Genomic DNA, 21668 nt, shown 5'->3' with positions numbered 1-21668 from the left:
GAACGCGCGCGCCGGTCGCTAGGCGGCCGCCACCATCTTCTCGGTGCGATCCTCCACCATGGTCACGAACACGTGGGACTCTTCGCCGGCCCCGCCGATCTGCACCCTTCGGGCCGAGATGACGCGGCGGCCGCGCGCGGGATTGTCGATAGTGTCGACGATCGGTTCGAGCTGCTGTTTTTGCGCGAGGAGCTGCTGATCGCGCCGCTCGATCAATGCGGCCGCCTCCGCGGAGAACAATTCCCGCGCGGTCTTGCCGATGATCTCGCCGCGCGACATGCCGATCATCTTCTCGGCGGCCTTGTTGACGAAGACGTAGCGCAGGTTGCGCGCATCCTTGGCGATGATGCCCTCGGCCACGTTCTCGATGATGGTGGCGAGGAAGCGCTCCATCCGCTCCAGAATGCGCTCACGCTGACGCTGTTCGGTGACGTCCTCCTGCACCGACACCCAGCCGCCACCGTCCATCGGACGCTCGTAGATCTTGATGATGCGGCCGTCGTTCAACGCGAGTTCATGGGCTGCCGGCTCGCGCCGGGCGATCCGGTCGAGAACCGCGGCGACATATTTCGGGACATCGCCGCTGAACAGCCCGCTCTCTGCCCTGTGCTTGAGGATCTCCTCGAGCGTCGATCCCGCCTGGATCGTCTCGGGCAGATTGTAGATCTTCCGATAGTTGGAATTCATCGCAACCACGTTGGCCTTGCCGTCCAGCATGATCAGACCCTGCGGCATGCTGTTGATCGCGGCCGAAAGCTGCCACTTCTTGGCCTGGTACTTGTCGTTGAAGGTGTCACGCTCGGTCATCGCCGCGTCACGCGCCTGCGCGGTGCCGAGCTCGAGCTCCTCGAGTTCGAAGATGCGCGCCACGGCGTCGCGGAAATTCTGCACGGCGCGCGCAAGACGTCCGATCTCGTCGTGACGGCGCAAATGCGGCACCTCGCTCTTGACGTCGCCTCGCGCGATTCGGTCGGTCGCCTGCGTGATATCGGACAGCGCGCCGACGACGGAGTTCCGCATGACCACGACGTTCAGGCCCGCGAAGACCAATGCAGCGAGCCCGAGCGCGAACAGATAGGCAGCCGCATAGCGGTGGTCATCGGCGAGTTCGTCCGCCTCGCGGGCACGCTGCTCGTAGATGCGCTCGAGCGCCTCGATATCGCTATTGAGCTTGCTGCGCACCGTCCGATTGGCGCTGTTGTCGCCCCATTCGCGTGCCGCCGCCGAGCTGATCTCCACACCGCGGCGGACCAGCTCCTGGCGGAATTCGATGAACTGCGTTATGCGCTGGCGGAATGCGGCGAACTGCTCGGCATCGTCTCTGCTGACGGTCAGCTCCATGTTCTTCACGGCCTCGGCAAGCTCGCGGTTACGCCGCAGGAGCCCGTCCGCGAACGGCATCATCGCACGACGATCGGTGGACATGTAGATGCCGCGGGATTCCATCACGACGGCGTAAATCAGCGCATTGATGCGTCCGACGTTGATTGCCGCAGCGGCGGAGGACGCATGCATGTGACGATAGGTCGTCTGCAACCGCACCGACTGAACCGACATCACCATGAGGAAGGTGGTGACGATCGCGAGGAAGGCGGCAATGCTGTAGACTTTCTCCGCAACGGTCAGCGTGTCGGCGCCGCGCGCCAAGCGAACGAACTTCTTTAGCAAATTGGTTCCGGCGGCAAGGCCGGATGCCGGTGCCGCCGCGTCCATGGCGCCGTTTCCCCTTGGTTCAAAGCATCCAAGGTACCGCTGCGGCGCTAGCGGAGGCTTAAACTTTCAACCGGTATTTTTACGGCGTGGAACCGCAAGGGCGCACGCCGAGGCGTCAACCGATCCGCTTCAGGCCCTTCTTGAAGCGCGGACCGTTGGCCACGTAGAACCTCGCCGCGCTTCCCATCTTCTGGACCTGGGCGTCGTCGAGCGTCCGGATCACGCGCGCCGGCGAGCCGATGATCAGGGACTGTTCGGGAAACTCCTTGCCCTCGGTGATGACGGAACCGGCGCCGACGATGCTGTTGCGGCCAATCCTGGCGCCGTTCATCACGATCGAGCCCATGCCGATGAGAGCGCCCTCTTCGATGGTGCAGCCATGCAGGATGACATTGTGGCCCACCGTGCAGTTCCGGCCGATGACGAGCGGAAAGCCGAGATCGGTATGGCAGGTCGAGCCGTCCTGCACATTGGCGCCTTCGCCGATCTCTATCCACTCGTTGTCGCCGCGCAGCACGGCGCCGAACCAGACGCTCGCACCCGGCTTCAGGCGCACGCGGCCGATCACGGTGGCGGTCTCGGCGATGAAGTAATTGCCGTCGGCGGGAAGGTCGGGCGCCTGCCCGTCGAGCTCGTAGATCGCCATGGAGGTCTCCTGTCACGTCGACCTCAGCCATAGCGAACCCGCGGCGAAGAGGCAAAGGCCGCCCGCCGGGCAATCCCGGCGGTCGTCAGCCCAGGACGCCGGCCGCGCGTAGTGTCATCAGGAAGAAGGTGCCGCTCATCATGCTCCAGAAGCCGGCAATGACGGTCGCCATCATCACGAACTCGGCACGGCGGCTTTCCACCCGCACGCCGCGGAGCGTATTGCGCATGATGATGAAGGGCGCGGCGAACACCAGGAACGGCACCGCGGCGAAGGTCCTCGGCGCCACGCCGTCCTGCAACAGGCCGAAGCCGGCGGGCCGCTGCGCCAGCGCCTGGTATCCGTTCACGAGCGCACCCGCGAGCGCGAAACCAATGCAGATCGAGAAGAAGGTATTGAGAGCTTCAGGTGTCATCGGAACGGTCCGCCCTTACGCAACGCCACCGCCTTCCTGTGACAAATAGTGCCGGTTAACGCTACATTATCCTTAAGGGAAGGTTAACAGCGCTGTCCCTCCCGCGCAGGGCCGTCCCCGCTCCCCGCAGCCGGGAACGCTCCGCGAAATCGCCGCCGCATGGCATATTCGCCGCTGATTCGTCGGCCACCGGCCGACGTCCGGCGCGACTAGTCATGACGGTGTTTTCGGCAGCTCCTCTCAGGTCCCCCCGTACGCGCACCCGGGCGCATGTCGTCCCGATCGTGCTCGGCGGCATTGCCGCGGCATGCGCGGTCGCGCTCGTCGCCTATCTGCTGTGGCCGACCTGGGGCACCCGCGGCGCCAACGCCCCGGACAAGCTGCCGGTGAGCGTCGGCGGCACGCTGTTCAACCTGCCGAGGTCGGCGATCCGCATGAAGATCCAGCGGCACTCCGGACCGCAGGAGCGCATCGATCTCGACTTCCTCTACCCCTCGCTGGAGCCGCCGGGCGCGCCGAAGCACGTCACCGTCGAGACGGTGGAGGCGGCGGTGCAATCGATCGACCGCATCTTCCTGTCGATCGCGGCGCATCACGATGCGCTGGCGCCCGAGCAGCGGACAGCCACGATCTATCCGCGCTACCTCGACCAGGCCGCGACCATGCCCGTGGATGGCCTGACGATGCGGATGTTCCGCACCGACACCCCTTACGGCAGCGAGGACCTCTATTCCGCTGCAAGCCCGGCACTGACCGCGCGCTGCACCCGCGATGGGGCAACGCCCGGCATGTGCCTCTCGGAGCGCCGCGTCGGCGGCGCCGACCTCACCTTCCGCTTTCCACGCAGCTGGCTGTCGCAATGGCGTGACGTGGCGGATGCGATGGACAAGCTGACGGCGCAGCTGCGCGGGCCGAAGGGCTGAGCACGGCATCCCTGCCCTGCCGCGCGACAGGCCAGAGGCTACCTAAAACAAAAACTGCGAAAACAACCCCATGCACAGTAGCCAAGCATCGGCAGCATCGAGCATTTTCGTATTTTTCGAAGAGCTGTTGACCCGTCGGGCAAAACAGGAACACAATGGCATCATGGGAAGATCAAATTGAACGATGCGACTGCGCGTCTTCGAGCCGGACCGGGGTTGCCCGGATCGCCGGACCGGTGTGTGACTGATATCACTGATCATAGATTGCGTTTGGCCATCTTGCGAATATTCTGACGCTATTGCATTCGGGGGCTGGAATGCGGCTTCGGCTGTTTGTTTTATTGATTGTTGCGAGCTGGTTCTGGACTGGCGCCGCGCTGGCCGAGAAGCGCGTCGCGCTCGTCATGGGCAACTCGGCCTACAAGAACGTGGCGAGGCTTGCGAACCCCGCGAACGATGCCGCGCTGGTCGGCGGCATGTTCAGGAACGCGGGCTTCGACGCCGTCGACGTCAAGCTCGACCTGAACGTGGTCGACATGCGGAAGGCGCTGCGCGAATTCGGTGCCAAGGCTCGCGACGCCCATGTCGCGGTCATCTACTACGCCGGGCATGGCATCGAGCTTGACGGCACCAACTATCTGATCCCCACCGATGCCGCCCTTGAGACCGATACCGATGTTCTCGACGAGGCCTTCCCGCTCGACAGGGTGTTGTTCGCCATCGAGCCGGCCAAGCAACTTCGCCTCGTCATCCTGGACGCCTGCCGCGACAATCCATTCGCCAAGACGATGAAGCGCACGGTCGCCTCGCGAGCGATTGGCCGCGGCCTCGCCAAGGTCGAGCCGACCAGCCCCAACACCATGATCGCCTTCGCGGCGAAGGCCGGCTCGACCGCCTCGGACGGCGATGCCAGGAACAGCCCGTTTGCCACCGCTCTGGTCGAACGCCTGCCGATGCCGGGCCTCGATCTGCGCAAGGCGTTCGGCTTCGTCCGCGACGACGTGCTCAAGACCACCGGCTACAAGCAGGAGCCCTATGTGTACGGCTCGCTCGGCGGCGATGACGTGCCGCTGGTGGCAGCAAAGCCCGTCGTCGCGGGACCGCAGGCCAACCCGGACGCCGAAATCCGGCGCGATTACGAACTGGCGCTTCAGTTGGGTACGCGTGACGGGTGGACGGCCTTCCTCAACCGCTTTCCCAGCGGTTTCTATACCGATCTTGCGAAAGGCCAGCTGAACAAGATCGCCGCCGAGGAAACCCGCGCCGCCGCTGCGGAGAAGGCCAGGCAGGCCGAGCAGGAGAAGGCCCGACTGGCATCCGACCGCGCCAAGAAGGCCGAGCAGGAGAAAGCTGCAGCAGCCGCGAAGGCGGCTGAGGACGCCAAGGCAGCCGCTGAGAAAGCCAAGCAGATCGAGGAAGCCAAGGCGGCGGCCGCCGAGCAGCGCAGGAAGGACGTGGAAGCCGCAGCAGCGAAGGCACTGGTCGACAAGCAGGCTGCTGAAAAGGCGCGCGCCGACAAGATCGCGAACGACAAGGCGGCCGCCGAGCTGGCTGCAAAGCAGGTGACCGACAAGGCGCAGGGCGAGCAGAAGGTCGCGGCGGTTACCCCAACTCAATCGTCTCCCAGCCGCTCGCCGCAGGAGACCGTAAAGCTGGTGCAATCGGAGCTCCGTCGCGTCGGCTGTCTGCCCGCCACGGCCGATGGCGACTGGAATGCGTCATCGCAACGCTCGCTGACGCTGTTCAACCAATATGCGGGGACGAAGCTCGATGCCAAGCAGGCGAGCGTAGAGGCGCTCGATGCCATTAAGGCCAAGCCGGGCCGGGTCTGCCCGCTGGTGTGCGATCACGGCTTCAAGGCCGATGGCGACGCTTGCGTAAAGATCGCCTGCCGAGCCGGCTATCGCCTCAATGACGACAACGAGTGTGAGAAGGTACGTGACACGAAATCAGTCACAACGCGGGATGACAGGACCAAACGGGACGCGGAGCGCAAGAATACCGAGGCGGCACCATCGAGACCGCAATCGAATGGACAGATCACCTGCAATACGATGGGCTGTCGCCCAGTCAAACCCGGGTGCAGATTGGTGAAGTTGGGTGTTCCTGGGGAGCCCGGGAACGGATCGGAAGTCTGCAACTGAGAACGAGCTCAGGGCGCGCGTGACCTGAGGAAAGGTTAGTTCAATCGAGCGCAGGCGGCCGTCCGGTTCGGCGGCGATGTACTGGCAGAACCGGCCCGCCATTTCATATTTCTTGAATCTGGCCTTAACCCGTCGGGCAAAGCACGGGCATGACCATCATGAGGGCGCCGACGTAGCCCGCCTTCGCAGCCTTATCGACGCGAGATGCTCGTGACCGCCAGATCCCTGCGCCGTCAGTCGCGGACCTTGTTCGCCCGGTAAAGGCTCGGCGTCGTCCCGACCGACTTCCGGAACGCGCGATTGAAATTGGCCTGCGACGAAAATCCGGTGGCATAGGCGATATCGACCAGCGGACGATCGCTGCCGGACAGGAGCTGCTTGGCGAGATCGAGACGCTGACGGCTGACATATTCATGCGGCGCCACTCCGGTCGCCGCCTTGAAGCTGCGCGAGAAATGCGCCGGGCTCATGCACGCCACCGATGCCAGATCCTTCACCGTGAAATCACGCTCGACGGAGCCGTCGATGAACTCGATCACGCGCGACAGCCGTTTGGCGTCGAGCGGCCTTTGACCGGCATTGAGCTGCCGGAGCGTGACGGCAGTGGCCGAGTAGCTGTGCACCAGATGGGCTGACAACGCCCGCCCCAGGCTTTCGATCAGCAGCCGGCCGGTGGAGGTCTCCTGCTCGAGTTCGGCCAGGATCCGGTCCGCAACGTGCTCGATGAACATGTCCTGATCGATGGTCTCATAGCGGATCGAGATGCCCGACGGGTCGATGTCGAGATCCCTGAGCATGGTGTCGTCGAACGGCTTGCCGGGAAGGAAGAGATGCAGGCATTCCTGCATCTGGCTCTCGACCCGGATGAAGTCCTCACGGATGCCGGCCGGGCAAAGCCACACGGTGCCCCTTCTGCCGAAGGTACGCTGCCGCATGCCGCCGCCTTCGCGGTCGACCACGGAGCTGCCACGGAGCAGGATGGCGATCTCGGTGTCGCGCGGCAATTGCGGTGGCAGGTCGCCGGGCTCGTGGCTCCACCGCTCGGCGAGCAGGTGCGACCACCGCCGGTCATTGGACGTCTGAAGCATTCTGCCGGTCACGTATTTATCGACAGAGTTGCCGAGCATACCCATCGTAGAATCTCCGCCAGATAGCGCGACGTGGGGGCAACGGTATTGCTAGGTCCAGCAATAAGCATGCCAGAGATCCGACCAGCCGTCCACGGGCCGAGAGCAGTCCCGGACAACAACACCGCACGTTTGGAAAAGCCAGGTCGTGCCCGGGCACCGCATGCTCGGCGCCGTCTTGAATCAGGAGGCGGAGAGATCCATGGCCCGAACCACGGTAATAGGCGCGTGCCCCCACGATTGCCCGGACACCTGCTCCATCCTGACCACGGTCGAGGATGGCAAGGCGATTGCCGTGCGCGGCAACCCCGATCATCCGTTCACGCGCGGACGGCTCTGCGTCAAGGTCAACAACTACGAGGAGCGCGTCTACAGCGACAAGCGCGTCCTCCATCCGCTGAAACGGGTCGGCCCGAAGGGCGCCGGACAGTTCCAGCGGATCTCCTGGGACGAGGCCATCGAAACCATCGCATCGCGATGGACGTCCACCATCGCCGAGCACGGCGCGCAGGCGATCCTGCCCTACAGCTATCTGGGCACCCAGGGCATCATCAACGGGCTGAACGTCGGAGATCCCCTCTTCAACAAACTCGGCGCAACGGTGCTCGAACGCACGTTCTGCGATTCCGCTTCATGCACCGCCTACATGATGACGATCGGGCATACCCCCGGCGTCGACCCCGAGAGCTTCGTGCACTCGAAATACATCATCCTGTGGGCCTGCAATACGCTGAGCACGAACTCGCATCACTGGCCGTTCATAGAGCAGGCAAAGAAGGCCGGTGCCAAGCTCGTGGTGATCGATCCCGTCCGCACCCGCACCGCGCGCCTCGCCGACTGGCACATTCCGATCCGTCCCGGCACCGACGCAGCGCTCGCGCTCGCCATGATCCACGTCATCATCAAGGAGAACCTGGTCGACCGCGATTACGTCGACAAGCACACCGTCGGGTATGACGAGCTGGCCGAGCGGGCGTCGATCTACACACCCGAATTTGCCTCCGAGGAAACCGGCATTCCCGTCGACGATATCGTCAGGCTGGCGCGGGAATATGCCACGACACCTCCGGCCGTCGTGCGCATCGGCGTCGCGGTCGAGCGGCATGCCGGCGGAGGCCAGACCGTGCGCGCGATCGCCTGTCTTCCCGGCCTGATCGGCGCATGGAAGCATGTCGGCGGCGGCCTGCTCCAGCTTCCGATCTGGGCATTCCCCGTCAAATGGGACGTGCTGATGCGTCCAGATCTCCAGCCGGAAAAAATGCGTGTGCTCAACTCCTGGCGCCTCGGCGCGGCACTGACGGGCGAGCTCGGCTTCGATCCGCCGATCAAGGCGCTGTTCGTCTACAACGCCAATCCGATGGCGATGGTGACCGAACAGGGCAAGCTCGAAAAGGGCCTGGAACGCGAGGATCTCTTCACGGTCGTCAGCGAGCACTTCCTGACCGACACCGCCAGATATGCCGACATCGTTCTGCCAGCGACCACGCAGCTCGAGCAGAAGGACATCCTGTTTTCGTGGGGACACCTCTACCTCTCCTACAACAACCAGGCGATCGAGCCGCTCGGCGAAGCCGTGCCGAACACGGAGCTGTTCCGCCGCCTCGCGCGCGCGATGGGCATCACGGACCCAACCTTCTTCAGGTCCGACGAGGAGATCATCGCCGCATCGCTCGACTGGAGCAGCCCGGTGCTCGATGGCATCTCGCTCGAGGACGTCAAGGCCAAGGGCTATGTGCGCCTCAACATGCCCGCACCGGCGGACTGGGCACCGCACCGCGAGGGCAACTTTCCGACCGCCTCCGGCAAGTGCGAGTTCAAGTCGACGATCGCCGCCGGAGGCAACTTCGTGGTGCCGCTGTTCCGCCAGGGCTACAATGGCGACCAGGACGGCGCGCCGGTCGATCCCCTGCCTCACTACATCCGGCCGAACGAGAACCCGCGCTCGGCGCCCGCGCTGGCAACCCACTATCCGCTCAGCCTGATTTCGCCGAAGAGCCACGCCTTCCTGAATTCGAACTACGGCAACCTGCCCGCGCAAACCGCACAGGCCGGCGAGGAACAGGCGGTGCTCCTCAACCCCGACGATGCGGCACAACGCGGCATCATCGCAGGCGCCCCCATCCGCGTGTTCAACGATCGCGGCTCGTTCGAGGCATTCGCGACCGTCTCCCCCGACATCATGCCGGGCGTCGTGGTGGCGCCGTCCGGCTACTGGCAACGATCGAACCGCAAGGGAGCGACCGTCCACGCGCTGACGCCACCGGCCTTCGCCGACCTCGGTCGCGCGCCGACCTTCTCCGACATCCTCGTCCAGGTCGCTGGCACCCAGCTCAGTAGCGTCCAGGTCAGTGGCGCCCAAGCCAGCGGAGCCTGACGATGACTTACGTGGTCACCGACAATTGCCGCGGCTGCCGATACACGGAATGCGTCACCGTCTGCCCGGTGGAGTGTTTCCACGTCGACGACGCCATGACCTATATCGACCCGGAAAACTGCATCGACTGCGGTGGCTGCGCGCCGGCCTGCCCTGTCGGCGCGATCGAGCCCGACTATCGTCTGGCTGCGGACAAGAAATTCTGGATCGACGTCAATCGCAAACGCGCGGCCGAAACTCCCGTGTTGAGCGCACGTCTGGCGCCCCTGCCGGGCGCAGACGAGCGCAGATTGGCGCTGGGCCGATGACGGACCTGGCGTCGGAGGTCGATGCCGGCATGTTCCGCGTCGCTGTCGTCGGCAGCGGGCCGAGCGGCTTCTACGCCGCCGAAGCGCTGCTGCGCTCCGGGGCGCCTGTGGCCGTCGACATGTTCGAGCGGCTGCCGGTGCCCTACGGGCTGGTGCGGTTCGGCGTAGCTCCCGACCATCCAAAGCTCAAGCAGGTCACGATCGCCTTCGACAGGATCGCGAGGACGCCTGGTTTTCGTTTCGTCGGCGGCGTCACGATTGGAGACGACGTCACGGTCGACGAGCTCCGCGAGGCCTATGACGCAGTCGTGCTCGCGACCGGCGCAGATCTCAGCCGGCCTCTGGACATTCCCGGCGAGACGCTGCCAGGGAGCCACAGCGCCGGCGATTTCGTCGCGTGGTACAACGGCCACCCCGACTTCGCCGATCTCAAATTCGATCTCGATCACGAGGCGGCGGTGGTCATCGGCCATGGCAACGTGGCTCTCGACGTCGCACGCATTCTCGCCAAATCCGCCGACGAGTTGAGCCAGACCGATATCGCGCGCCATGCGCTCGAAGTTCTGGCGGAGAGCCGGATTCGCCAGATCGTCATCATCGGCCGCGGCGGGCCGGCGCAGGCGAAATTCACCGCCAAGGAATTGCGCGATTTCCTCGAATTGAGCGCATGCGACACGCTGGTCGACAACCGCGGGATCGGTCCGAACGAATTCGAGCCGCAGATTTCCGGAGATCCGGAGCTCGCTGAGAAACTGTCGTTGCTGCGCGCGTTCTCGCGGCAGACTGCAACGAGGCCACGGCGCTGTCTGTTTCGATTTGGCCTCTCACCCGTCGCAATCGAGGGACGCGGCCGGGTCGAGACGGTCGCGCTCAGGAACCGGTCGGGCGTTGTCGAGGAGATCGCGTGCGGCCTCTCGTTCGGCAGCGTTGGCCGCAGGACGACGCCACTCGCGGGCGTTCCCTATGACGCACAGCGCGGCGTCCATGCGAACATCGATGGGCGCGTTACGAAGGGTCTTTCGGTGATCGAGGGGCTCTATGTCTGCGGGTGGAGCAAGCGCGGGCCGAACGGCACGATTGGTACCAATCGCGGCTGCGGGATGGCGACGGCCGAGGCCGTCCTGACCGACTTCGCCCATCGGCGGACGCGTTCGGATACGCCCGACGCACTGCTTGCACGAATCGCCGGCCGGGTGGCACGCGTCGTGAGCTACCCTGACTGGATGGCGATCGATACGGCCGAGAAACGCAGGGGAGCCGCGCTCGGCAAGCCACGGGAGAAGTTCGTCACGGTTCCCGACATGATCGCGGCGGTGGGCGCGTGACCCGATGGGGGCCACGACGCCGCAGCGGCGCTTCGCGTCTATTCCTGATCGACGAGATCGTCCTCGAGGATCGCCATCTGGAACTGGAACGAGCGATCGTCGTCCTCGTCGTCGACGAACAGCACGCCGATGAACTCCTCGCCGATATAGACCTCGGCGGAATCGTCCTTCTTCGGCCGCGGCACGACGCGGATCTTGGGATTGCCGAATACGCGCTTCAGATATGCGTCGAGCTTTCTGACTTCTTTGACGTCCACGGCAAGTCTCCGATCGAAAAATGGTCGGCGGGTTTTAGGACGAGACGCGACGAACCGCCAGCATGAATTGCCAAAGAATTTTGGGATCGAAAGGGCCGGAGAATCCGGCCCTTCTTCAACGTCAAAGCCGCCTCAGAGTCCCATGGCGTTGATCATCTGGTCCATGGTGCGCGAGGGCTCGGCGCAGCCGGCCTCGCCGACGATCTTGGCGGGCACGCCCGCGACCGTGACGTTGTGCGGCACGGGCTTGACCACGACCGAGCCGGCCGCGATGCGCGCGCAATGACCGATCTCGATGTTGCCGAGGATCTTTGCGCCGGCGCCGATCAGGACGCCGTGGCGGATCTTCGGATGGCGGTCCTCGTTCTCCTTGCCGGTGCCACCGAGCGTGACGCCATGCAGGATCGAGACATCGTCCTCGATGATGGCGGTCTCGCCGCAGACGAAGCCGGTGGCGTGGTCGAGGAAGATGCCGCGGCCGATGCGCGCGGCGGGATTGATGTCGGTCTGGAACACCGCGGAGGCGCGGCTCTGGAGATAATACGCGAAATCCTTGCGGCCCTTCAGATAGAGCCAGTGCGCCAGGCGATGGGTCTGGATGGCGTGAAAGCCCTTGAAGTAGAGCAAGGGATCGATGAAGCGCGAGGTCGCGGGATCGCGGTCGTAGACGGCGACGAGATCGGCGCGGAAGGCGTTGCCGAGATCGGGATCGTCGCGCAGCGCCTCGTCATAGGTCTGGCGCACCAGGTCGCCCGACATTGCGGAATGATCGAGCCGGTCGGCGACACGGTGGACCACCGCGTCTTCCAGGCGGCTGTGATGCAGCACCGTCGAATAGATGAAGGTCGCAAGCTCGGGCTCGCGATGGACGATGTCCTCCGCTTCGCCGCGGATCCGGTCCCAGATCGGATCGAGCGATGCGAGCTTTGCTCCCGGATTGACCTGATGCACTGCCATGGAATTGCTCTTTCGAATGGGCACGTTTTATCGACTCTATAGCACAGTCTAGGCGACAAAGTCCTGACCGGCTTGCCTGAGAGTGAACAGCACCTTGCCTCACGAAAGCACGCCAAGGCTTTGAAAAACAAAGATTTCTTCTGAGCCCCCGAAGCGGCAAGTCGGCTCAAAATGGTCAGAGTCTTGCCAAATTCAAGCGGGGCGGCGTCAAACTATTGGTGAATTCTCTGCCGACCGTTATTGCGGGCAGGGTCGGACGTGAGGACGAGAGCGGATTTGAGCATCACCACCGATCAATTGCGCGCGCGCGCCGCGGGTACGTTTTGGCTGCGTCTGGCGGCAATCGCCCTGCCCCTGCTGATGATCGCGCCGGCTTTCTGGAACGGCTATCCGCTGTTGCAATGGGATACCGGCGGCTATCTGGCGCGCTGGTACGAGGGCTATCTCGTCCCCAGCCGCTCCACGGTCTTCGGCCTCTATCTGCACTATGGCGAGAGCTTTGGTTTCTGGATCAACCTCGCCCTCCAATCGCTGGCGACGCTGTGGCTGCTGCAGCTCGCCTTGCGCGTGCTGGGATTGATGCAGACCTCCCGCTTCGTCGCAATCAGCCTCTGCCTGGTCCTGACGACCGCGCTGCCCTGGCTCGCCAGCATGCTGCTCACCGACATCTTCGCCGGGCTCTCGATCCTGTCGCTGTTCCTGCTGGTCATCGGCGGGCGACGGACATCGACGCTCGAAAAGATCGCGCTGTTCGTCTTCACCGCCTTTGCCGCGGCGACGCATAGCGCCACGCTCGGCGTGCTGCTCGGTCTTTGCGCAGCGGGCTGGATGGCGCGGCCGTTTCTGAAGGAGCGCCTTCCGCTGGCGGGATTGGCGCAGGCGAGCCTCACCATCGCCGTGGGCGGGGTGATGCTGGTGTCGGCGAATTATGCGTTGTCCGGCAAGCTGGCCTGGACCCCCGGCGGTTACGGCGTCGCCTTCGGCCGCATGATGCAGGACGGCATCGTCGCACAATATCTCAACGACCGTTGCCCGCGCGAACGCTACAAGCTCTGCCCCTATCGCAACGAGCTGCCGGCGAGCGCCGACGAATTTTTGTGGGGCAAGAGCATGTTCAACACGCTCGGCCGTTTCGAAGGCATGAACGAGGAGATGGGCTACATCGTCGTGCAGTCGCTCAAGGACTATCCTGCCTGGCAGGCCGGCGCGGCGCTGCGGGCGATGGGCCAGCAATTGCTGCACGTCGCGACCGGCGAAGGCACCAATGGCTGGATCCCGCACACCCGTGGCATCATCGAGCGCTACATCCCCGCGCAGGCCGCGCCGATGCGCGCGGCGCGGCAGCAGAATTGGCAGCTCGACTTCACCGCGATCAACTGGGTGCACGTGCCGGTGGCGCTGGCCTCGATGCTGGCGCTGGTCGTGCTGCTCGGCAACGCTCTCGCGAGGCGCCGGCTGGACGACCTGACATTGCTGGCGGCGACCGTGACGCTGGCCCTGCTCGGCAACGCCTTCATCTGCGCCGTGATCTCCGGTCCGCACGACCGCTACGGCGCGCGGATGGTGTGGGTCGCGACGTTCGTGGTGCTGATGGCGCTGGGGCGCTCGATCGGCGACGACCACCCCGCGCACGAGACCTCAGCCCCGTCGTGAAGGAAAATCCAGCACGCCGGCGGAGCGGGTCTGAAATGACGGTGAAAGTGCAACAATCCCCACATCTGACAGCTCTGGCCAGGACAGGCATTCTGCACCGTCACCGCAATTTCGCAATTCTTCACGCCGCCTTGGCGAGCGCGATCAGCCGGAAATCTTCGAGCGCCGCGTGCCGATGCGGGGCGACTTCGCGCTGGTAAGTCTCGGAGTCGACGATGGAACGGAAGGTGGCGAAATCGCCGTATTCATTGATCGCCGCTTCGTCCCAGCGCTCGCCTGGCGAGCCGACGAGGCTCGCAAGGACCGGGACGGAAAACATCCGCACGAGCGGCTTGCCCACCGCAAGACGGCGGAATGCCGGCCTGTAGCGTTCATTAAAGGCTTCGCGGCCCGAGCAAGGCGCGGCGTCGAATCCTTCCTCGTAATGCGCCTGCGCGCGATAGCGCAGCAGATTGAGCATGTAGATCGGCTGTCCGGGTGGGATAGCCCGCTCGGCGGCGTCGAGGGCTTGCAGGGTGATTTCGATGAGATTCATGGGACTTCCCGCGTTTCCAGCGCCGCAGAATGCGCGCTGACGCTCCCGATTTAGCTGTCCGGAAACGGCCCTTGTAGTGACGGCGTAGCCATGACTATGTGGACTGCATGTCCACAACAGCCTTGCCTCCCGATCTCTCCCGTCTCCTCGCCTTCGTCCGCGTCGTCGAGGCGGGCTCCTTCGCCGAAGCCGCGCGTCGGGCGGGGACGACCACTTCGGCGATGTCCAAAGCGGTCGCCCGTTTCGAAAAGGCTCATGGGTTGCGGCTGTTGCATCGCTCCACGCATTCGTTGGCGCTGACCGACGAAGGCGACAGGCTGATGACGGCGGGGCGCGCGTTGGTCGAAAGTCTCGCCCGTGTCCAATCCGCGCTCGGCGACGTCGCGCGCGGCGACGGCGGACGGGTGCGCGTGACCGCCCCCGCCTCGTTCGCGCGCGCCTGCATCCTGCCGCGACTGCCCGCGTTCCTGCGGGAACGCCCGGAGATCGAGATCGAGGTCAAATTCCGCAACGAGATTCTCGATCTCGCGGCGGAAGGCGTCGACGTCGCGATCCGCTCAGGGCCGCTCGACCGCGCGCCGGGCCATCAGGCGCGGCGGCTTTGCACGTTCTCCTGGATCGCCTGCGCCTCGCCTGCCTATCTGAAAGCGCGCGGCGCGCCGGCGACTCCCTACGAGCTGTCCGCGCACGACCATGTCGGCTTCCGCAATCCCGCGAACGGGCAAATCCTGACCTGGCGCTTCGCCGACCCGCGCGGCAAAGCACCCATTCGCGTCACGCCCAAGCCCAAGCACATTTGCGACGACGCGCACGCTTCGCTCGCTTTGATCACGAACGGGTTCGGAATCGGCTGGGGCCCGGCGTGGGTCGTCAACGAAGACCTTCGCAGCGGCCGGCTGGTCGAGGTGCTGGCGCCCTGGCGCGCGCCTGGGGAACCCCTGTGGATGCTGCGCGCCTCCGGCCGCCGCCCGCCCCTGCGCACACAGCGCGTCATGTCGTTCCTCACCACGCTTCCCGCCGCGTTCAGCGACAAGGCGGGGTGAGGCATTGGCTGTCACCGAAATCTGGGCGACAGAACCCGAGCTCCGGGTCCTAAGAATTAGCAGGCGAAGACCCCTCTTGACTCTTTGCCAACTCAGCCGCGGCGGGAGAGGAAGTCGAGCACGCCGGTCTTGTAGACCTTGTCGCCGACGGCCCGCATGTGGTCGCGGTTCGGAATGTCGAGCACTTCCGAACCTGGAATGATCGCGCCGAGCGCGCTCGCGGAGCCCGCGACGTCGTCAGTGGTGCCGACCGCGATCAGCACCGGCACCTCGATGCGCGCAGCCTGCTGTCTCGTCATGACGTCGCGCGTGCCGCGCAGGCAGGCGGCGAGTGCGCGATGGTCGGAGCGGGTCTGGTCCGCAAAAGCGCGAAAGGTGCGGCCCATGGGATCGGTGACGTCGTCCAGCGAAGGAGCCTCCAGCGCCTTCGCCACGTTCTCACCGGGCCCGGTGCCCTCGATCAGGCCGCCGATGCCGATGCCGCCGAGGATCGCCGAGCGCAGGCGGTGCGGCTCGTTCAGCGCGAGCCACGCCGTCATCCGCCCTCCCATCGAATAGCCCATGATGTCGGCCTGCGGGATGGCGAGGTGATCCATCAGCGCGAGCACGTCGCCGGCCATGGTCGGAATCGAATATTGCGCGGGATCGTAGAGCTTTGCGCTTTCGCCGTGGCCGCGATTGTCGAGCGCGATGACGCGGCGGCCGTTCTTGCGCAGCTCCGAGACCCAGGTCGGATAGACCCAGTTCACGTTCTTGCTCGAGGCAAAGCCGTGCACCAGGATAATCGGATCGCCCTCGCCTTCATCGAGATAGGCAATTTCAACGGCGCCGTTGTGAAAGCTCGGCATCATCAGTTCCGTGAGGTCTTGAGGGGGATAGGTCGATCTTAGAGCACGATCCGCAAAACAGTGCAGCGGTTTTTCGGCAAGATCATGCCCAAACAATAGCCCTGATGCGCGGTCACGATCGGGCTTCAGGCCCTGACGGCGGTATCCGCGAGAGCGGATTCGGCGGCCATCTGCGCCCGGCGAAGCCGCCGCGCGCGCCTGCGATCGCACCAGGCCTGGGTCAGGCGCTCGGTGGTCGCCTTGATCGAGGACAACAGGCCGAACAGCGTCAGCGCTGCGCCGAACAGCCAGAGCGTCAGATTGAATGCGCCGGTCGCAAGCAGCAGCGCGCCGCGGCCGAGCAGCTTCATGATCGCACGCGTCTTGCTGCCATGCACGTCCGCAAGCCGCACCGCGCGCGCGACGTCCTTCGGACCTTCGGCGATGCGCAACGTATCCATCGCGCCGCGCGTGCCGGTCTTCCCGGCGACGCGCGTGACGTCCTTGCCGAGCCGGACCAGCGCGCCGGCCTTCTCGGCGCGGAACGCAGCCTTGATCGCGCTCACGGTCTCTCCGGGACGGAACACCGAACCCTTGGCCAACGCATTCTGAAGCATCGGCGTGTCCACGACCTCGCGCGCGGAGCGGCCGGCCCACGCGGCGAGTCCTTCGCCGAGCCGTCCCACCTTGCGCGCGTCCTTCACGAGCGTCAGCCCGGCGCGCACCGGCGCAGCGCCGCCGACGGACACATAGGTTGCCGCGGTCACCGCAAGGCCGGCTGTGGCGAGGCCCAGCACCAGGCGGTCGACGTCCTCGCCCATGGCGAGGTGCTTGCCCTCGCGGACGACGTCCCTGATGTCGCCGAACACGAAGAGATCGCCGGCCACCGTCCCGGACAGGCTCGCGACATCGTCGGCATTTCCGGTGACGAGGCCGGTGGCAAAACGCTTAGCGAATTGCGAGGTGGAATTCTGTTCCTTGACCGCATCGCTCACGCGGCTCAGGAGGTCATCCGGCAACGCGATGTTGCGGTCACGCGCGAGCGCGACAAAACTGTCGGCGAGATCGGCATCGCCAGCGGCGAGCGCGGCCTCGATGCTGTCCTGAACCAGCTGTTCGTTCTGCCGCAGCAATGCGTCGAGCTTCAGCTCGGAGAGCACGGCCGGATCATCCTGGGCGGCGAGGATCGCGCCGGCTTCACGGGCGTGCGGCGCTACCTGTGCGAGCATGAAGCTGCATGCCGCGACGCCGGCCAACGCTGTGCTGATTCGCAGCCATTTCATGCGGAAAACCTGGAGAGTCCTGAAATCGTTGACCTGACGATTCGTCTTTCGTCGCAAATGCGCTCATCCGAAGACATAGTATGCCAAAATTGCGACACAACGTCCCCGACGAAAGAAGGGCTTCTCTCAGGCCCCAAGATTGTGTCGAATTTGCATGAGCAATTGAGCATGGGGCAATTGCGGAGCTTTCGGTTCCGCTGGACTAGCAATCATCTGCACCCGCCAGTATGGTCCGCGGCGCCTTAAAGATGCCGCGTCAGTTCGTGATTGTGTCTGCCGCCATTGCCACTCCAGGATGAGTTACGATGTCCGACCATGTCGTCCCGCACTTCCACAACGATGCCGGTGTCCCCGTCATCGAGATCGGCTCGCAAGAGTTCATGTGCGTGGGCGCCAATCCTCCGTTCGACCATCCGCACGTCTTCCTCGACCTCGGCAACGACAACGAGATCATCTGCCCCTATTGCTCGACGCTGTACCGTTTCGCGGCCGACCTGAAGGCGGGCGAAGCCCGTCCGCCGGAATGCGTGCTGAAGGACAAGGTGGCCTGACCGCATCCATCGGTCAGGGGTGGCGCTCTCCCGAACGATTGTCATCGCCGGTGCCGGCATCGGTGGACTGACGGCTGCGCTTGCGCTCGCGGCCCGCGGCTTCCGCATCGTCGTGCTGGAAAAGGCCGAGCGGCTCGAGGAAGTCGGTGCCGGCCTGCAGCTCTCCCCCAATGCCAGCCGCGTGCTGGTCGAGCTCGGCCTCGCCGAGCGCCTCAAGGGGCGGGCCGTCACTCCGGAGGCTGTCTCGATCATGAGCGCGCGGGCCGGCGGCGAGCTGCTTCGCATGCCGCTCGGTGCAGCGGCATCGGCGCGCGCCGGCGCGCCCTATTGGGTGGTGCACCGTGCCGACCTGCAATCCGCGCTGGCCGGCGCCGTTTCCGACCATCCCGACATCGACCTGAAGCTCGGCGCGACCTTCGAGGACGTCGCGCCTCATGCCAAGGGACTGACGGTGGTCCATCGCAGCGGCACGATCCGCCGCAGCGATCTCGCCAGTGCGCTGATCGGCGCCGACGGCATCTGGTCGACGGTGCGCCAACATCTGTTTCCCGAGGTGCAGCCGCGTTTCTCCGGACTGATCGCCTGGCGCGGCACGCTGGACGCCACGCAGCTGCCAAAGGACTACACCGCGCGCCGGGTGCAGCTCTGGATGGGGCCGAACGCCCATCTCGTCGCCTATCCGATCGCCGGCGGACGCCAGATCAACGTGGTCGCGGTGCTGCCGGGCACCTGGAACACGCCGGGCTGGAGCACGCCCGGCGACCCCCGCGAGGTGATGGACGCCTTCGCCGGCCCGCGCTGGCCGCCATCGGCGCGCATGATGCTCGCCACGGTCGACAACTGGCGGAAATGGGCGCTGTTCGGCGTGCCCGACGGCTGCCCCTGGAGCAAGGGCCCGATCGGGCTGCTCGGCGATGCCGTGCACGCTATGCTGCCGTTCGCAGCACAAGGCGCCGGCATGGCCATCGAGGATGCCGCGGTGCTCGCCCGGCATTTGAGCCTCGAGACCGCCGAGAGCACCGCGGGCATCAGTGCGGCGCTGAAGCAATACGGACGCGCGCGCCAGGCGCGGGTGCGGCGGGTGCAGCGGACCGCGCGGCAGCAGGGCCGCATCTATCATCTCGGCGGGCCGCTTGCGGCCGCACGCGATCTTGCGATCCGCACGCTCGGACCGGACCGGATGCTGGCGCGGCAGGACTGGATCTACGGCTGGCGGCCCTGATCGAAGCGCAGCCGGATTCAGCGGGCCGCTTTCCCGGATTTCGATGCGGATTTGGCAGGGGCCGCGGGCGATGCCTCAGGGGGCGTCAGCTCAGGCGGCGTTTCACGGCACTTGTTGCGGCGCCAGGCGTCCTCGACCAATTGGGCCTGTCCGCGCACCGCGATATAGTCGTTGCGATAGGCGAGCTCGGACACGACGGCGCCGCCCGCCCCGGTCTCGGCCTTCTCCATCAGCCCCCGCAGATCGTCAGTGCGCTTGGCGAGCGCCTTGCGCTCACCCTCCAGCTGCTTGCAGTCGTACAGTTCGTACTTGGCGGGGTCGGCAAAGGCCGGCGCGACCGTCTCGCTCATGCTGGCGCAGCCGGACAGCGCGCCGCCGGCTGCAAGCAGCGCCAGGACCGCGCCAAAGCCGCGCGGCGAAGAGGAAAACGAAGCAACCATGCCGGATGAATAGCCCCCGTGAATTGAGAATGCCTAAAGCAACAACAGATGTCCGGATTGAGGCTTTGCCTTGTGGACCCGGCTCGCTTAAGGAAGAACCGTCCCTCCGAACACGCAAAGCGCCAATCCAGACGGCCGGAGAGGGACTTAAGTGTTTGATCTCGTTGGATCAAGCGGGCATGGCGGAATTGGTAGACGCAAGGGACTTAAAATCCCTCGGTGCGCAAGCGCTGTGCCGGTTCGACCCCGGCTGCCCGCACCACGAGATTTGACGGCGGCGAGACCGGTTGAAAGCCCGGCGCGGGCCTTTACTCGGCTTTAGTCCGTCTTCCCCTAAATCGAACCATGTCTGCCCCGTCGATGCAGACCCAGGGACATGCAGGGCCTGGAGCTATTGGCTTCGATGGTGAGAGCTCCAATGGACGCGCGCGAGGATTGGTCCCGGTCCGGGATTGACGGAAGGCAAGCAGCGCCCGGACGTCACCTGCACGGGGCCGCGGTCTACATCTTCCTGATCGCCTTCCTCTGCGTGTTCTACCTGTCGAACGGACCGCTTCTGCTCGGCCATTATGATCTCGGCTGGCACCTCGCCGCCGGAGACCTGATCAGGCAGCGGGGCGAAGTCCCCTTCCAGGATCCGTGGGCATTCACCCTCGGCGACAAGCGATGGTACAATCTGTCCTGGCTGTGGGACGTGATGGCCAGCGCGCTGTATCAGCACGCCGGCTTTGCCGGGATCGTCCTCATGGTGGTCGCCTGCGGCGCGGTCATCGCAGGATACCTCGCCTTCTGCGGCCTGAGCAGCGGCGCATCGCCCCTGGCGGTTTGCATCGCGGTGTTCGCCGCGTGCCTGCTCTACCCCTGCTACGAAGCCTCGCCCAACATGTATCTGGCGGCATCGCCGAACATCGCGACCATGCTCTTCGCGGTGGTGTTCTACGGGGAATGCCTGCAGCGGCGGGGATGGTTCCTGTTGCCCCCGATGATGATCCTCTGGGTCAATCTGCATGGCGGCTTCATGCTCGCCTTCCCGATTCTCGGCGTCTTCGGTGGGTTCGCTTTGCTGCGGCGGGACTGGGCGAACTTTCGGAACTACTGCCTTGCGGGCGTCGGGTGCCTGATCGCGATCTTCGTCAATCCGCTGGGATGGCACGTCTATGACGGCGTGAGGGCGACGCTGGGTCATTTCGTCCAGGCCGATATCAGCGAATGGCGATCGTACTTTCACAACATCGAGCTGCCGGGCAGCATTCCCGGCATCGCCTATGCGCTGACCCTCGCTGCGCTGGAGCTGCGATACCGAAACTCCACGCGCGTGTCGCCCGAGGCGCGCGTGCTTGCGTGGCTATTTCTGGTTCTGGGTCTCTATCAGTTCAGATACGCCGCGTTCTTCTTCATCTTCTCGAGCGTCCCGATGGCGCTTCACATCGACCGGCTGCTGCCGAAACGGCTGTCGGGCTCCGAGGTCCAGCGCGCGATGCTGGCGGCCGGAATCGTCGGCATCCTGTTGCTGCCTTTCACGTTCGTGCAGGTGAGACCGGCCCTGACATTGCCCGACATGCTCTCGGAGGAGGATGCCCGTTACCTCGTGGCGCACAGCTCGCAGGCGCGCCTGCTGAACCACTGGAACATCGGCGGGCTCCTGATCTTCAGGACAAAAGGGTCAGTGCCCGTCTTCGTCGACGGCCGGGCGGCGACCGCCTACCCGGACGAGCTGCTGCGCGACTATCTCAAGTTGATCCAGTGGGACATCGATGAGGCCACCTGGGACGGGGTGATCAGCAAGTATGGGATCGATGCCGTGCTCTGGATCAGAGCACATGACCCGCTGCGGCACTTCCTGGTCAGCGAGAGAGGCTGGAAAGAGGAATATACCGGCGCGTATGTCAGCCTCTACACCCGGCAAAAGGCCCCGCCCCGGTAAG

Annotated in this window: 20 protein-coding genes and 1 tRNA gene; 11 read left to right on the top strand and 10 right to left on the bottom strand. The window is 65.0% G+C overall.

Annotation, left to right across the window (positions count from 1 at the left end; translation table 11 throughout):
* Positions 1-18 precede the first annotated feature (18 nt).
* The 3 genes from ACFDR6_RS31960 to ACFDR6_RS31950 all read right to left on the bottom strand — a co-directional run bounded on the left by ACFDR6_RS31960 (position 19) and on the right by ACFDR6_RS31950 (position 2774).
* Positions 19-1713: a PAS-domain containing protein gene (locus ACFDR6_RS31960; protein WP_375860775.1), complete on the bottom strand. Its 1695-nt coding sequence runs from the start codon at positions 1711-1713 to the stop codon at positions 19-21.
* 115 nt (positions 1714-1828) lie between these two features.
* The gene (locus ACFDR6_RS31955) at positions 1829-2359 is read right to left on the bottom strand and encodes a gamma carbonic anhydrase family protein (protein WP_375860774.1); all 531 of its coding nucleotides are present in this window, start codon (positions 2357-2359) and stop codon (positions 1829-1831) included.
* Positions 2360-2444: 85 nt separating this feature from the next.
* The gene (locus tag ACFDR6_RS31950) at positions 2445-2774 is read right to left on the bottom strand and encodes a DUF6949 family protein (protein WP_375860773.1); all 330 of its coding nucleotides are present in this window, start codon (positions 2772-2774) and stop codon (positions 2445-2447) included.
* Positions 2775-2989: 215 nt separating this feature from the next.
* On the opposite strand from ACFDR6_RS31950, the gene ACFDR6_RS31945 reads away from it, so the two are divergent.
* Together ACFDR6_RS31945 and ACFDR6_RS31940 are read left to right on the top strand one after the other, a co-directional pair.
* Positions 2990-3697 carry a hypothetical protein gene (locus tag ACFDR6_RS31945; protein WP_212081403.1) on the top strand — a complete coding sequence of 236 codons (708 nt, stop codon included), beginning with the start codon at positions 2990-2992 and terminating at the stop codon, positions 3695-3697.
* Positions 3698-4014: 317 nt separating this feature from the next.
* Complete coding sequence (locus tag ACFDR6_RS31940) at positions 4015-5841, top strand: caspase family protein (RefSeq protein WP_375860772.1); 1827 nt, start codon at positions 4015-4017, stop codon at positions 5839-5841.
* Positions 5842-6074: 233 nt separating this feature from the next.
* On the opposite strand, the gene ACFDR6_RS31935 is transcribed toward ACFDR6_RS31940, so the two are convergent.
* Positions 6075-6929 carry an AraC family transcriptional regulator gene (locus tag ACFDR6_RS31935; RefSeq protein WP_375860771.1) on the bottom strand — a complete coding sequence of 285 codons (855 nt, stop codon included), beginning with the start codon at positions 6927-6929 and terminating at the stop codon, positions 6075-6077.
* A 241-nt stretch (positions 6930-7170) separates the two neighbouring features.
* On the opposite strand from ACFDR6_RS31935, the gene ACFDR6_RS31930 reads away from it, so the two are divergent.
* From ACFDR6_RS31930 to ACFDR6_RS31920, 3 genes are read left to right on the top strand one after another with little or no spacing between them, the layout of a single operon-like run.
* Positions 7171-9342 (top strand): molybdopterin-containing oxidoreductase family protein, encoded by a 2172-nt coding sequence (locus ACFDR6_RS31930; protein ID WP_375860770.1) that lies wholly within the window; start codon positions 7171-7173, stop codon positions 9340-9342.
* Between the two features lie 2 nt (positions 9343-9344).
* Positions 9345-9650, top strand: coding sequence for a ferredoxin family protein (locus ACFDR6_RS31925; RefSeq protein ID WP_317243496.1), 306 nt, complete (start codon positions 9345-9347; stop codon positions 9648-9650).
* A complete protein-coding gene (locus ACFDR6_RS31920) occupies positions 9647-10975 on the top strand; it encodes an FAD-dependent oxidoreductase (protein WP_375860769.1) in 1329 nt (442 codons plus the stop codon). The genes ACFDR6_RS31925 and ACFDR6_RS31920 overlap by 4 nt, the downstream gene beginning before the upstream one ends.
* A gap of 38 nt (positions 10976-11013) precedes the next feature.
* On the opposite strand, the gene ACFDR6_RS31915 is transcribed toward ACFDR6_RS31920, so the two are convergent.
* Together ACFDR6_RS31915 and cysE are read right to left on the bottom strand one after the other, a co-directional pair.
* Positions 11014-11232, bottom strand: a complete 219-nt coding sequence (locus ACFDR6_RS31915; RefSeq protein WP_007602550.1) for a DUF3126 family protein — start codon at positions 11230-11232, stop codon at positions 11014-11016.
* Between the two features lie 132 nt (positions 11233-11364).
* Positions 11365-12189 (bottom strand): serine O-acetyltransferase, encoded by an 825-nt coding sequence (cysE, locus tag ACFDR6_RS31910; RefSeq protein WP_212081408.1) that lies wholly within the window; start codon positions 12187-12189, stop codon positions 11365-11367.
* A 276-nt stretch (positions 12190-12465) separates the two neighbouring features.
* On the opposite strand from cysE, the gene ACFDR6_RS31905 reads away from it, so the two are divergent.
* Positions 12466-13842, top strand: a complete 1377-nt coding sequence (locus ACFDR6_RS31905; RefSeq protein WP_375860768.1) for a hypothetical protein — start codon at positions 12466-12468, stop codon at positions 13840-13842.
* Between the two features lie 121 nt (positions 13843-13963).
* Here the strand turns inward: ACFDR6_RS31905 and ACFDR6_RS31900 are convergent, their stop codons facing one another.
* The gene (locus tag ACFDR6_RS31900) at positions 13964-14377 is read right to left on the bottom strand and encodes a hypothetical protein (RefSeq protein ID WP_375860767.1); all 414 of its coding nucleotides are present in this window, start codon (positions 14375-14377) and stop codon (positions 13964-13966) included.
* 107 nt (positions 14378-14484) lie between these two features.
* Between ACFDR6_RS31900 and ACFDR6_RS31895 the strand changes: the two genes are divergently transcribed.
* The gene (locus tag ACFDR6_RS31895) at positions 14485-15420 is read left to right on the top strand and encodes a LysR family transcriptional regulator (protein ID WP_375860766.1); all 936 of its coding nucleotides are present in this window, start codon (positions 14485-14487) and stop codon (positions 15418-15420) included.
* Positions 15421-15512: 92 nt separating this feature from the next.
* Here ACFDR6_RS31895 and ACFDR6_RS31890 read toward each other — a convergent pair whose 3' ends face one another.
* A complete protein-coding gene (locus ACFDR6_RS31890) occupies positions 15513-16268 on the bottom strand; it encodes an alpha/beta fold hydrolase (RefSeq protein WP_212081412.1) in 756 nt (251 codons plus the stop codon).
* Between the two features lie 125 nt (positions 16269-16393).
* Positions 16394-17530, bottom strand: coding sequence for a hypothetical protein (locus ACFDR6_RS31885; protein WP_375860765.1), 1137 nt, complete (start codon positions 17528-17530; stop codon positions 16394-16396).
* Positions 17531-17835: 305 nt separating this feature from the next.
* Between ACFDR6_RS31885 and ACFDR6_RS31880 the strand changes: the two genes are divergently transcribed.
* Both ACFDR6_RS31880 and ACFDR6_RS31875 read left to right on the top strand, forming a co-directional pair.
* Positions 17836-18081, top strand: coding sequence for a zinc-finger domain-containing protein (locus tag ACFDR6_RS31880; protein WP_007602543.1), 246 nt, complete (start codon positions 17836-17838; stop codon positions 18079-18081).
* Positions 18082-18100: 19 nt separating this feature from the next.
* Positions 18101-19303 carry an FAD-dependent monooxygenase gene (locus ACFDR6_RS31875; protein ID WP_375860764.1) on the top strand — a complete coding sequence of 401 codons (1203 nt, stop codon included), beginning with the start codon at positions 18101-18103 and terminating at the stop codon, positions 19301-19303.
* A gap of 17 nt (positions 19304-19320) precedes the next feature.
* Here ACFDR6_RS31875 and ACFDR6_RS31870 read toward each other — a convergent pair whose 3' ends face one another.
* Positions 19321-19743 (bottom strand): twin-arginine translocation pathway signal, encoded by a 423-nt coding sequence (locus ACFDR6_RS31870; RefSeq protein WP_317243488.1) that lies wholly within the window; start codon positions 19741-19743, stop codon positions 19321-19323.
* A gap of 173 nt (positions 19744-19916) precedes the next feature.
* Here ACFDR6_RS31870 and ACFDR6_RS31865 point away from each other — a divergent pair.
* Positions 19917-20005, top strand: a tRNA-Leu gene (locus tag ACFDR6_RS31865).
* A 156-nt stretch (positions 20006-20161) separates the two neighbouring features.
* A complete protein-coding gene (locus ACFDR6_RS31860; protein WP_375860763.1) occupies positions 20162-21667 on the top strand; it encodes a P-loop NTPase family protein in 1506 nt (501 codons plus the stop codon).
* The last annotated feature ends 1 nt before the right edge of the window (position 21668 follow it).

It is taken from the genome of Bradyrhizobium tunisiense (genome assembly GCF_042263385.1).
Classification (GTDB): Bacteria; Pseudomonadota; Alphaproteobacteria; order Rhizobiales; family Xanthobacteraceae; genus Bradyrhizobium; species Bradyrhizobium tunisiense.
Note: the sequence above shows the minus strand (reverse complement) of the source record. Positions and strands in the feature narration are given on the sequence as shown.

Excerpts from the sequence above, each read along its gene's own strand:
- ACFDR6_RS31880 (WP_007602543.1), top strand. The coding sequence starts at position 17,836 with ATGTCCGACCATGTCGTCCCGCACTTCCACAACGATGCCGGTGTCCCC.
- ACFDR6_RS31940 (WP_375860772.1), top strand. The coding sequence starts at position 4,015 with ATGCGGCTTCGGCTGTTTGTTTTATTGATTGTTGCGAGCTGGTTCTGG.
- ACFDR6_RS31895 (WP_375860766.1), top strand. The coding sequence starts at position 14,485 with ATGTCCACAACAGCCTTGCCTCCCGATCTCTCCCGTCTCCTCGCCTTC.
- ACFDR6_RS31935 (WP_375860771.1), bottom strand. The coding sequence starts at position 6,929 with ATGCTTCAGACGTCCAATGACCGGCGGTGGTCGCACCTGCTCGCCGAG.
- cysE (WP_212081408.1), bottom strand. The coding sequence starts at position 12,189 with ATGGCAGTGCATCAGGTCAATCCGGGAGCAAAGCTCGCATCGCTCGAT.
- ACFDR6_RS31945 (WP_212081403.1), top strand. The coding sequence starts at position 2,990 with ATGACGGTGTTTTCGGCAGCTCCTCTCAGGTCCCCCCGTACGCGCACC.
- ACFDR6_RS31925 (WP_317243496.1), top strand. The coding sequence starts at position 9,345 with ATGACTTACGTGGTCACCGACAATTGCCGCGGCTGCCGATACACGGAA.
- ACFDR6_RS31890 (WP_212081412.1), bottom strand. The coding sequence starts at position 16,268 with ATGCCGAGCTTTCACAACGGCGCCGTTGAAATTGCCTATCTCGATGAA.
- ACFDR6_RS31900 (WP_375860767.1), bottom strand. The coding sequence starts at position 14,377 with ATGAATCTCATCGAAATCACCCTGCAAGCCCTCGACGCCGCCGAGCGG.
- ACFDR6_RS31955 (WP_375860774.1), bottom strand. The coding sequence starts at position 2,359 with ATGGCGATCTACGAGCTCGACGGGCAGGCGCCCGACCTTCCCGCCGAC.
- ACFDR6_RS31930 (WP_375860770.1), top strand. The coding sequence starts at position 7,171 with ATGGCCCGAACCACGGTAATAGGCGCGTGCCCCCACGATTGCCCGGAC.
- ACFDR6_RS31960 (WP_375860775.1), bottom strand. The coding sequence starts at position 1,713 with ATGGACGCGGCGGCACCGGCATCCGGCCTTGCCGCCGGAACCAATTTG.
- ACFDR6_RS31950 (WP_375860773.1), bottom strand. The coding sequence starts at position 2,774 with ATGACACCTGAAGCTCTCAATACCTTCTTCTCGATCTGCATTGGTTTC.
- ACFDR6_RS31870 (WP_317243488.1), bottom strand. The coding sequence starts at position 19,743 with ATGGTTGCTTCGTTTTCCTCTTCGCCGCGCGGCTTTGGCGCGGTCCTG.
- ACFDR6_RS31920 (WP_375860769.1), top strand. The coding sequence starts at position 9,647 with ATGACGGACCTGGCGTCGGAGGTCGATGCCGGCATGTTCCGCGTCGCT.
- ACFDR6_RS31885 (WP_375860765.1), bottom strand. The coding sequence starts at position 17,530 with ATGAAATGGCTGCGAATCAGCACAGCGTTGGCCGGCGTCGCGGCATGC.
- ACFDR6_RS31860 (WP_375860763.1), top strand. The coding sequence starts at position 20,162 with ATGGACGCGCGCGAGGATTGGTCCCGGTCCGGGATTGACGGAAGGCAA.